We start from the raw sequence: 11,582 nt of genomic DNA, 5'->3' as shown, positions 1-11,582 counted from the left end.
AGGCCAAAATGAACGAGATAGAGATGATCAAACTGTTTTGTCTTGTGGATGATTTTTCTAATCAATTTCACCAAATGTGTTTCCAAAAATAAATAGAATATAAGAAAAGAAAAATCCGCAAAAAAGCTTTTAGAATATTTTTAAGTGAAGTGTTAACGATTTTGCTTCTTTTTCATCGTTTCAATGACAGAACATTTAAACGCTTCTACTTAAACCATGTAAAAACAACTTTAAAATATTTATTCCCTCATCTTGTTGGGTACCCAAGATTTGTTCAACTCACCTCTGAAGCATTTTTTTCGATGTTTTGCTTGATCCAAGAACACTAAGGGATCTGTGAAGGGATTTTATTGATAGACTCTACTGGATTAACGGTTTGCCCGCGTCAAACGTGCTTCTTCCCAACGTGTCTTTAAAGAGCCACGCTAAGTGGGGAAAAACAACCATCGGTTGGTGCTTTGGGTTTAAGCTCCATCTTGTGATTAATCATCATGCAGAAATTGTAGCATTTAAGTTGACAACTGGCAAACTTGATAATCGCAAACCGGTTCCAGAAATGATAGAAGGGATGAAGGGAAAAGCGTTCGCAGATAGAGGGGGTATTTCAGAAAAACTAGCTCATAATATAATGCAAAAGGGAATTCATCTTTTTACAAAAGTAAAGAAGAAGATGAAAAATAAATAGACTACATTAGTGGATAAACTCATGCTAAAAAAGAGGGCTATGATTGAAAGTGTGAATCATCTGTTGAAGAGTAGCTGTCAGATAGAACATCATCGGCACCGAAGTCGATGGAAGTTTCTTAGCAATCTAATGGCAGGTCTTGCTAATTATTGTTTGAATCCATCCAAGCCTCGACTGTTCTTTTCAAATACAGAAATCGAAGCTGTTAAGCTCCTAGAATATTTTTGAGGGTTTCTTACGTTAAACTAGCGTTGAATTAGCTAAGATTTTTTCAGATTAGGTCCTGTTTATTTTTCATTAACCGTAAAAACGGTTTCATAAAATGTTTATTTGTTTTAACAATTTCACACAGAGTGAGATACAAAAATAAGGATCATTAAAGAAAGAAATGAAATTAAACACCTTCTGTCATCTTTTTTTATCTTGAAATTAGGCGTTTATCCTAGGCATATAGATTTGAATACCTAATTAACTATTGACAAGGGTGAAATTCGAGATTATGGTCAAAATTATGAGATTTTAGAGGACAGCTTAAATTTTACCGAGGAAAACAAATGGATGATAATAAAGAGCAGATTCAACTTCTTCACAAATTAGAAACTCCTCAATTAAGAAAAGAAAACGCTTCTATTATCAGTTATCATTATCAAACAGAAAAAACCAATCCAACGGTTTTTCATTTTGTATCCATTGATTTCAAATCTCCTCCCATTCGATTAAAACAATGTTTAATCAACCATGAATTAATTAATGAAAAAGATATCTACCTGATTGATCGCTATTTTACCGAGGAGGAAGGGGAAAGTTTACGAAATTTTTCAAAGCAAGCACATTTTAAGACGAAGATTTTTGCCGATCAAAATAGTCGATCAAAAGGGGAGACACCTGATCGTGCGATGGATCCGGAAGAAAAATGGAAGTTTTTTTTAAATCCTGGACCTGCTATTCAAGAACTTTTTAAATTGTTAAATTGGTTGGCGGATCGTTTACATGCCGATATTTCTACCCTCCCTTGGGAAATGTATGAGGCAGACCTCTGCGTACCAGCTGTAGCTAGTAATCGAGTTGAAAGTAAAACGTTAGAAAGTATGGAGATGGGGAAACATCAAGATTATGATACAGAGCAAGGCATTGCTTTTGGAATACCCATTTTGTATTCAGAGACTCCTAAATTTCATTTTAATATTTTTTTCAACGGATCCGAAGGCAAGCCTTGGTTAGTTTCGGCTATGCTTTATTCCACATCAGAGGCTTTTACTTCAGGATACGGTTTAGGGACAGTTTTTTTTGATAAAAATGATAAACAATCATTTTGTGCTGATGCTAAGCATATGCGTTTAGTCATTTTTGAGGGAGATATTGTTCATGCGATTGAACAATCTAAACTTCCTGCTCATGAAAATATTTGGAGAGTTTCTTATGTTTTTAAACTATTGATTAATCCAAAAGACAAAAATCGCTCGATGAAACAGGCTTTTTCTGAATTGATGAATGCAGCCAGTCAGCAGAAATAAGGTGGATTGATTATTTAAATCCCAAATCCAATATCTATTGTTGCAGCAAAAGATCGCCATGCTGTGTGATGAGATTTTTCGTTCAAAACACTTTCATTGGGAGATTTTAGCTTTTCTTGTGCAACCTTCCATTCCTGAAGTTTTAAACCAAGTCCGATATACCAATATAAATTAAAGTGCCATTTTGCATCGATATAAAAAACTTGTCCATGCGTGTGCTTTGACCAACCTTTACGAGCTAATTGATCTTTTAACGCTTGTAAGCCGTGTATATTTTTTTTAGATTGCCAGTTCCCCCAATGATATTCATAACCTAGGTCGATAGAAAATTCATCTAAAAAACCTTTTAGGTTAATCCCGGCCCAAGGTCCTTCCCAATGATTGGAATAGCCTAAATTTGCAGTTTTTGACACATCATTGATTCTTGCTTTTATATGTGATGTCTTAAAGTGCTGTTCATGATAAGACCATCCAAGCATGGGTCTTAAAGTGATTAAACGGTAAAAAGGAATCAAGTTAAATTGATATCCTACTCCCAATATAGCATCCTTAGTCATTCCTTTGAGTTTGCTAGATTCGAAACGAGCATGTTGTTGGGAATAGAGATGTTGGATTTCTTTCCATCCTCCTGATCCTGCCCAAGCATAATCGGCATCTAAATGGACGAATAAACTCAGTAGACAAAGATTAGCTTTGAAACCGACTTGATAAAGAGAGATAGATCGTAGTTTAAGTTGATCATTTGAAAACGAGGACTCGTATGCTTTCAAGAATTTACGCTGCGTATTCAGAGAATCGGACCGATAACCATTAGTGAGCTTTAAATCAAAACTTAATAGTTCAGACCATGCCGGAGAGAACAATAAAAGAGAAAAAATAAAAAAAACACAACAAACTTTTTTCATAAGATAATATCTTTTTTAGAAATTGCCAACATTATATTAAAGTTGATGATATGGAGCAAGAAAGAGTATTGAAAATAAAAAAATTTCAAAAGCCTACTCCTTAAAAAATACATTATTTTTAATGTTAAAAATGTAATGATGAACGAGAAAAAACGTAATTAAAAGTTTAGCGATTCATTTTATTTAATGATTTGTTCTTAAAAAGATTATGAATTTCTAATTGGAGAGGTGGTTTTAGCTAACAGCTACGAGTGTTGCTAAAGTATTGCCTAATTAGAAATATCGAGTTATGCTTAGAAGTTTTTATTAGGCTTTTAATCATGCGAAAAAGTTTATAAATTAAAATAATCGTTAGCTTGAAAAGAGGTATTGATGGTAGAAGGCATCGTTTTTGAACATGTTTCAAAAAAATTTGCAGATAGTATAGCCCTGAATGATGTGTCATTTGCTATTAATAAAGGAGAGTTTTTTTCTCTTCTAGGCCCTAGTGGATGTGGAAAAACAACACTATTAAGGATTTTGGCAGGATTTGAAAAACCTGATCAAGGAAGGATTTTACTTGACGGGCAAGACATCACTAAACTCCCTGCGAATAAACGACCTATCAACACCGTTTTTCAAAACTATGCTTTATTTCCTCATTTAACGATTTGGGAAAATATTGCCTTTGGTCTTCGCATTGCTCAGCGATCTGAAACAGAAATCAAACGAGAAGTCGAGCAGATGCTGGGTTTAATTCAGATGAAAGAACACGGACATAAAAAGCCTGATCAAATTAGTGGGGGGCAAAAGCAACGTGTAGCTATTGCAAGAGCTTTAGTCAACCATCCTCGCATTTTATTACTAGATGAACCCTTAGCGGCATTGGATTTAAAATTACGCCAAAAAATGCTCTTAGATTTAGATCGTATTCATGATGAAGTGGGAATCACATTTATTTTTGTTACACATGATCAAAGCGAGGCTATGGCTGTTAGTGATCGCATTGCTGTTTTACATAAAGGGAGTTTAGAGCAAATTGGAAATCCTATAGAAATTTATGAAATGCCCAAAAGTAGTTTTGTGGCAGATTTTATTGGTGACACCAATTTTTTTGATGGTTGGGTAAAAGAGACGACTCAAAAGGAATACAGTCTTGTTGATGTAGAAGGATTTCCTCAAATTTATTGTTTTAATGATAAACAACTATCAAAAGGAGATGCTGTTCATCTTAGCGTAAGACCAGAAAAAATTCATATCTCTCGCGAACAAATTCAGGCCCATCCTCTTCAAAATGTTTTTCAGGGGATTGTCGATGATGTCATTTACAAAGGGGATCATACTCATTTTGGTATTCAAGTCGGAGATCGAAAAATTTCTGTTAATCAACAACACAGTCGGTTCCTTCTCGATGAAGCCCCCATTAAATGGAAAGATGTAGTGTGGATTTGGTGGCATTCAGATGATGGATTTATCTTGGAGCGATGCCAAAAGCTCGAGAATAACAATGAATAGCAAAACTAAAAATGAGTGGGTTTTAACCCTACCTTCTTTTATTTGGCTCTTAGTATTTTTTTTGATACCAACCTGTATCATTTATGCTTATGCTTTAAAGCCAAATAATATTTATGGAGGAGTTGGCGAGGGGTGGTCTTTAGAAGCAATTAAAGATTTAATCAATCCTAATTATTACGTTTTACTATTCCGAACGATTTTTTTGGGAATAGCGACGACGCTATTTTGTTTGCTTTTAGCGTTGCCAGTTGGCTACCAGATGACATTGATTTCAAAACGAGCTAGACGTTTGCTCATGCTCATGTTAGTTCTTCCTTTTTGGAGTAGTTTTCTCATTCGGATTTTTGCTTGGAAAATGCTTTTACATCCCGAAGGGTATATCAAAAATTTTCTTGTTTCTATTCACCTGATAGATGCTGATACATCTCTCCTTTATAATCTAGGTTCAGTCATTTTAGTTATGGTTTACACTTATTTACCTTTTGCCGTTTTTCCTATTTATGCAGCAGCTTCCAAATTCAATTTTCAGCTATTTGAAGCTGCTATGGATTTAGGAGCCACAAAAAACCAAGCATTTTTTAAAGTGTTTATTCCTGGAATAGCTAAAGGAATTTTAACAGGAACAATGATGGTTTTCATTTCTGCCGTTGGTGCCTATGTAATTCCGGATCTTGTAGGAGGATTTAGCAGTGAAATGATTGGGAATAAAATCGCTCAAAGAGTCTTTGTTGATCGTCATTTACCCCAAGCAAGCGCTCTTTCTGCTCTTTTGTCTTTAGTTATCTTTTTACCACTTTTAGCCTATGTTTTTATTTCTACTCGGCAAAAAAAAATTGAAGTAGAAGTGAGGAACAGAGAATGAAAAAAAGTCCATTAAGTTTTTGGATCACAGTTTTTGTTCTCATTTTTTTATACGTTCCCATTCTCGTTTTAATCATTAATTCTTTTAATGATTCACGATTTGGTGGACAATGGGTTGGTTTTACTTATAAATGGTATGATCGGCTTTGGAATGAGCATAAAATGTGGTATGCTTTACGTAATTCTTTAATCGTAGGTGTGTCTGCGACAATTGTGTCGACTTTTTTAGGAACGTGTGCAGCTTTTGCTTTACATCTTTATAAATCCAAATTACAAAATTTTCATTATGGACTCATTTATACCCCGCTGCTTATTCCTGATATTCTAACAGGAATTAGTCTTCTTCTATTTTTTGTCACTGTAAATGTAAAATTAGGCCTTTTTACGGTCTTTATAGCACACACCACATTTTGTATGAGTTATGTTACGATGGTTATGCTTTCAAAACTGCAGAATTTTGATTTTACTTTGATAGAAGCCGCACAAGATTTAGGAGCAAATACCTGGACCTTAATCAAAAGGATTTTACTTCCTTTATTAGCACCAGGATTGATGACTGGAGCTCTTTTAGCTTTTATTCTTTCTATTGACGATTTTGTCATTACTTTTTTTGTTGCAGGACAGGGGGTTTCGACGTTGCCTGTTTATGTTTATAATATGATTAAGTTTGGATCGACACCTATAGTGAATGCGCTTTCTGTTCTGATTTTGGGCGTGACATTTGTATTTGTATTTTTTACACAACGTTTATCTAAAGAGGATTGAGCATGAAAAAATACTTTCTCTTATTACTTTCCCTGTTCGCTAGCCTTAGTATTTTTACGGCATGCCAAAATACCCCTGTTCCAGAGCTGCACATCATGATTTGGAGTGATTACATTAAACCTGAAATCATAGAAAAATTTCAGGAAAGTCACCATTGTCGTGTTATTATTGATACCTTTGATTCTAATGAATCGATGTATGCTAAGGTAAAGTTAGGAGCCGGTGGTTATGATATCATTTTTCCAAGCAATTATTTCATGCAAATCATGAATCAACAAAATATGCTCGATCCTTTAAATAAAGAATTAATTCCCAATCTTAAAAATTTAGATCCTGCGTATACTAACAAAGTCGATCGCTCATTGCTCAATTTAGGTGTTCCTTATATGGTTTCCAGTGCTGGAATCGTTTATCGACAAGACAAGGTTGAAAATTTAGAAGTTTCTTGGGGGGTATTTGGCAAATCGAATTATAAAGGTCGCATGACAATGCTTAACGACGTGCGGGAGACTTTAGGCGCTGCCTTGAAATTTTTAGGCTATAGTGCCAATACAACTCAAGTGCAACAAATTGATCAAGCAGCGCAAGTGCTCATCGATTGGAAAACTAATTTAGCCAAATTTGAAAGCGAACAATACAAAGCGGGGATTTCCAGTGCTGAGTATCTCATTGTCAATGGTTATAATGGGGATGCATTGCAAGTTATGAAAGAAAACAAAAATGTGAATTTTTTCTATCCAAAAGAAGGCATTAGTTTTTCTATGGATTTTATGGTGATTCCTAAAGAAGCTATTCAAAAAGAATTGGCTCATGCATTTATTAATTTCCTTTTAGATGGTAAAGTAGCTGCTGAAAACATCGAGCATTCTCTCTTTTTAAGTCCAAATCTAGCTGCTTATGAGCATTTATCCAGTGAATTAAAAAATAATACTGTTCTATTTATGCCGAAAGAGGTTTTAGATAAAGCTGAATTGATTAAATATCTGGGTGAAAAGGGGATTCTTTACAACAAAGCTTGGGATAAAGTAAAGGCGAGCTAATGCTCGCTTTCAAAAACTTTATTGCCAGCTGATCTTACATGTCGTCAAAAGGTTGTTGTTAGCTCAAAAAAGTTAACGTTGCGATATAAGCTGGGCTCCAAATGATCTTGTCATTGATTTTGAATTGAGAATAATAAGAAGCTATAGCCTGTTCATCCTCACTAGTTATTTTATTTATTCTATCTTGTTCATAAAACTTGCTTAATTGCTCATAAATAGATTGAACAGTTTGCGCGTCAATTCATCCTACTTAACGAATAATGTATTTAAATTTGAGGCCATGATATTTGTGGATGAAAAGTATTAATAAAAATTCAAAAGACTAAAAAAATAATATCCTTTGAAGTCTAACCGATGTTAAACCCCGCCGGCTAAAGTTTTTTATTTTACTGTTGATTCTTTAGGACGGCATTTATTGCATCTAAATAGATAATCAGAATCTTGCGCATTAGAACTTGAAAATTGATTTTTTAAAAGATTTAAGAAACCATTTGTCATGCATTCGGTTGCATTCACACAAAAGGAACTGATTAAAAGTAAAAAAACATTAAATTTTTCATTATTTTTTCTTAGTTTGTAACTAATTGCTTCGAAATTTAAACAAAAGCAATGTCTACTCAATTGAGTTATTGCCACTAGCTGACTAGAACTTTTTTCAAAGCGATAACTCACGAATTATTTATGTGCAAGTCTTTTTGGGAATGGGTATGTAATTTATAAGTTTTAACGAAAAATGTTAAAATCAGAAAAAATTAAAGAAAAATTAAAAAGTTTATTTTGGATTATAAAGGTTAATTTTAAATCTGAACCACACATTTAATAAAATGAATGTGGTATAAATTGACCAATTAATAAGTCGATTTTTTGGTGATTAGCTATTGCTTAATTTAAATAGGTTAAGCTGTCGACTTTTTATAAGGAGGATTAGGGTTTTGTTGAATCTGTTTTTCAGTTAGGGTTTCATAAGTTTCTTCTTCATCATTCTCGTCTTCTTCTTCCATGACTCTGCTTAATGTGTATAGACGTTGATAGTCACATGAATAAGCAATGCACTCGGTAAAAAGAGTTAGAAACATAAAGAAAAGTTTTCCCTTCATTTAGATCCCTTTGGTTATTGAGACCAATATTATACGCAGAATAAACTTTATTTACAACAAAAAATTGTTTTTTTATATAAAATTTATTTAGAAACTTTTTTTAAGTTTAAAAAAATGATGTGAGACGAAAAATATGCAAGACTTGATGAATGAATTGATTCGCTCAGGAAATACAAAACGTCTCAGAAAGGCTTTAAAAGCTTTAACAGGGTATGAAATTGCCGAATTTTTGAATAATCAGCCTCAAAAATTTCAATTACGTATGTTCAAAGAGCTTCCGGAAAATTTAACATTCGAATGTTTTGATTATCTTTCTCAGGAAACACAGAACTTTCTTTTACATGCATTGCCTTCCTATCAAGCAGCCAAGCTTCTCAAATCTTTTGCACCTGATGACCGAACAGCTTTTCTAGAAGTTTTACCTAAAGAAACAGTAGATGAATTTGTCAAATTATTGCCTATTAGCGAGCGCTTGCTCACTTTAAAATTGTTAGGTTATCCAGAAAAGAGTATTGGCCGCTTAATGACAACGGATTATTTAGCTGTTTTACCACATTGGACAATTGAAAAAGTTTTAGATCATATTAAAGAATATGGGCATGACAGTGAAACAATCGATTATATTTATGTGATTGATTACAAAGGTAGATTAATTGATGACATTAAGTTAAGAGATCTTCTTTTTATATCGCGGAATAAGCGAGTGGAAAGTATTTTAAATGGAAATGTGATTGCTCTTTCAGTTAAAGAAGATGAAGAAAGAGCTATTAATGTGTTCCGTATGCATGATCGCTCAGCTTTACCTGTCATTGACAATGAAGGAGTCTTATTAGGAATTGTGACAATTGATGACATTCTTCGTTTATCAGATGAAGAGGCAACGGAAGATATTCAAAAAATTGGGGGAATGGAAGCTTTAGACAAACCTTATATGCAAGCACCTTTTCTAGAATTAATTAAAAAAAGAGCTGGCTGGTTGGTCATTCTATTTTTAGGTGAAATGATGACTGCAACAGCGCTTGGGTATTTCGAGAAAGAAATTGCTCAAGCAGTTGTTTTAGCTTTATTTTTACCTTTAGTGATTTCCAGCGGAGGAAATGCTGGTTCGCAAGCTGCGACATTAATTATTCGTGCGATGGCACTTGAAGAAGTTAAACTTAAAGATTGGTGGAAAATAGTTAAGCGAGAATGTGCTTCAGGAGTTGTTTTGGGGCTAATTCTAGGGTTAATTGGATTTTTAAGAGTCATTATTTGGAGTCAGTTTTCAAATATCTATGGAGATCATTGGTTTTTAATTGCTCTTACCATTTACTTTTCTTTACTCGGAGTAGTCTTATGGGGAACTTTTTCTGGAGCTGTGCTTCCTTTAGTTTTGCGCTATTTTCGTTTTGATCCAGCCACCTCTTCAGCCCCTTTTATTGCAACAATGGTTGATGTTGTGGGGCTAATCATTTATTTTATGGTTGCTATCTTTCTGTTGAAAGGAACGCTTTTATAGCCAATGCGCAAATAATTAATTATCTCTGCCAAAACTTTTTATTCAGGCTAAGGAGTATTTGGCGTACCTGCCTCATGATTTTTAAATTCTTTAAGTTATTTTAAAGGTTTAATTAGCAAATTTTCCGTATTTTAAACAAATAAAATTAATTCATTTTATTAAAAGACTTATCGTCAAATAATTTTTCTTTGTGTAATGAAACTTTTTTGCTAAAATATCCGATCTCTTGTCAAGAATAGGCAAAAAATCATTAATTAAGGATTTTTTATGGCTGTCAGTGTGTTTAATTTATTTTCGATTGGTATTGGCCCTTCGAGTTCGCACACAGTTGGACCCATGCGCGCAGCGCGACAGTTTGTGGTCAATTTACAGTTAAACGATATGTTAGTGGATGTCCACAGAATAAAAATGGAGCTTTATGGCTCATTGGCTTTAACAGGAAAAGGACACTCCACAGATATTGCTGTTTTGCTTGGCGTAGAAGGAAATGCTCCGGAAGGAATCGACCCAAGAGATGTAGAGCCACGGATTAAATGGATTCGGGAAAATCGCAAAATCTCTTTACTTAATTCTCGATTGATTGAGTTTCAAGAAGAAGTTGATTTAATTTTCCATTCTGATAAACAGCTCCCTTTTCATCCCAATGGAATGCGATTTACAGCCTTTAATACCTGCCATCGAGAAATATCTCAAGAAGTTTTTTATTCAGTAGGCGGTGGCTTTATTGTCGATCATCATGCAGCCATGAAAGATGAAGCAATTTGTCAAAATGATCATCATTTACCTTATCCTTTTAAAACGGCGGATGAATTATTACTTCTTTGTAAAAAACATAATTTTTCAATTGCTGAATTGATGTGGGAAAACGAAAAATCTTGGCGTACAGAAGAAGAAATTGAAATAGGACTTCTCAATATTTGGAATGTCATGCAGACTTGTGTAAAGCATGGCTGCGAAAAAGAAGGGGTATTACCTGGAGGCCTAAATGTTAAAAGGCGCGCAGCAAGTATCTATCGATATTTACAAGAACAAGAATTAAAACCTTTAGAAAAACGAGATCGTGCTGAAGTTATAGATTGGGTCAGTCTGTGGGCATTGGCTGTCAATGAAGAAAATGCAGCAGGAGGGCGTGTTGTCACAGCTCCAACGAACGGAGCAGCCGGAGTCATTCCCGCTGTGCTTCATTACTATGAAAAATTTATAAAAAATTCAAATTCTAAAGGAATTATCACTTTTTTATTAGTAGCTGGAGCAATTGGAATTTTATACAAAGAAGGAGCTTCGATTTCAGCGGCAGAAATGGGGTGTATGGGAGAAGTTGGGGTTGCGTGTTCAATGGCAGCAGCTGGCCTTGCAGCCGCTCTTGGTGCAAGCAATGAACAAATTGAAAATGCAGCAGAAATCGGAATGGAACATAATTTGGGGTTAACCTGTGATCCCATTAAAGGTTTAGTGCAAATTCCTTGTATTGAAAGAAATACAATGGGGGCTACTAAAGCGATTAATGCAGAAAGATTAGCTAGACTACATGGAGATGGTACGCACCGAGTGACTTTAGATCAAGTAATCGCCACAATGAAACAAACTGGCCATGATATGATGTCTATTTATAAAGAAACATCTCAAGGTGGGCTGGCTGTTAATGTACCAGAATGTTAGGCTAAAGAAATAACTGCAAAAATAAAGTTGTTTAAAAATCTAGTTGTTTTAGTCTTGTCATTGC

9 protein-coding genes and 1 pseudogene are annotated in these 11,582 nt (G+C 34.4%); 8 read left to right on the top strand and 2 right to left on the bottom strand.

Translation table 11 applies throughout. The annotated features are described in order from the left end of the window. Positions 1-391: 391 nt before the first annotated feature. Positions 392-913: pseudogene (locus TY19_RS19680) on the top strand (IS982 family transposase). Between the two features lie 326 nt (positions 914-1,239). After that, the gene (locus TY19_RS09920) at positions 1,240-2,199 is read left to right on the top strand and encodes a hypothetical protein (RefSeq protein ID WP_042282156.1); all 960 of its coding nucleotides are present in this window, start codon (positions 1,240-1,242) and stop codon (positions 2,197-2,199) included. A 14-nt stretch (positions 2,200-2,213) separates the two neighbouring features. On the opposite strand, the gene TY19_RS09915 is transcribed toward TY19_RS09920, so the two are convergent. Then, a complete protein-coding gene (locus TY19_RS09915) occupies positions 2,214-3,104 on the bottom strand; it encodes a hypothetical protein (protein WP_042282153.1) in 891 nt (296 codons plus the stop codon). Positions 3,105-3,476: 372 nt separating this feature from the next. Between TY19_RS09915 and TY19_RS09910 the strand changes: the two genes are divergently transcribed. From TY19_RS09910 to TY19_RS09895, 4 genes are read left to right on the top strand one after another with little or no spacing between them, the layout of a single operon-like run. Next, on the top strand, positions 3,477-4,598 hold the full coding sequence (locus TY19_RS09910) for an ABC transporter ATP-binding protein (RefSeq protein WP_042282150.1): 1,122 nt from the start codon (positions 3,477-3,479) through the stop codon (positions 4,596-4,598). Then, positions 4,591-5,460 carry an ABC transporter permease gene (locus tag TY19_RS09905; protein ID WP_042282148.1) on the top strand — a complete coding sequence of 290 codons (870 nt, stop codon included), beginning with the start codon at positions 4,591-4,593 and terminating at the stop codon, positions 5,458-5,460. Before TY19_RS09910 ends, TY19_RS09905 begins: the two co-directional genes overlap by 8 nt. Next, positions 5,457-6,224, top strand: coding sequence for an ABC transporter permease (locus tag TY19_RS09900; protein WP_042282146.1), 768 nt, complete (start codon positions 5,457-5,459; stop codon positions 6,222-6,224). The genes TY19_RS09905 and TY19_RS09900 overlap by 4 nt, the downstream gene beginning before the upstream one ends. A 2-nt stretch (positions 6,225-6,226) precedes the next feature. Then, positions 6,227-7,264, top strand: coding sequence for a polyamine ABC transporter substrate-binding protein (locus tag TY19_RS09895; RefSeq protein WP_042282144.1), 1,038 nt, complete (start codon positions 6,227-6,229; stop codon positions 7,262-7,264). Positions 7,265-8,160: 896 nt separating this feature from the next. Here the strand turns inward: TY19_RS09895 and TY19_RS09885 are convergent. Beyond that, on the bottom strand, positions 8,161-8,361 hold the full coding sequence (locus TY19_RS09885; protein WP_042282140.1) for a hypothetical protein: 201 nt from the start codon (positions 8,359-8,361) through the stop codon (positions 8,161-8,163). 133 nt (positions 8,362-8,494) lie between these two features. Between TY19_RS09885 and mgtE the strand changes: the two genes are divergently transcribed. After that, positions 8,495-9,859, top strand: coding sequence for a magnesium transporter (mgtE, locus tag TY19_RS09880; RefSeq protein WP_042282138.1), 1,365 nt, complete (start codon positions 8,495-8,497; stop codon positions 9,857-9,859). Positions 9,860-10,126: 267 nt separating this feature from the next. Next, a complete protein-coding gene (locus tag TY19_RS09875; RefSeq protein ID WP_042282137.1) occupies positions 10,127-11,518 on the top strand; it encodes an L-serine ammonia-lyase in 1,392 nt (463 codons plus the stop codon). Positions 11,519-11,582: the final 64 nt, after the last annotated feature.

Source organism: Candidatus Protochlamydia sp. R18, assembly GCF_000648255.1.
Classification (GTDB): Bacteria; Chlamydiota; Chlamydiia; order Chlamydiales; family Parachlamydiaceae; genus Protochlamydia; species Protochlamydia amoebophila.
The sequence above is the reverse complement of the archived record's forward strand: the minus strand, read 5'-3'. Positions and strand labels throughout refer to the sequence as shown.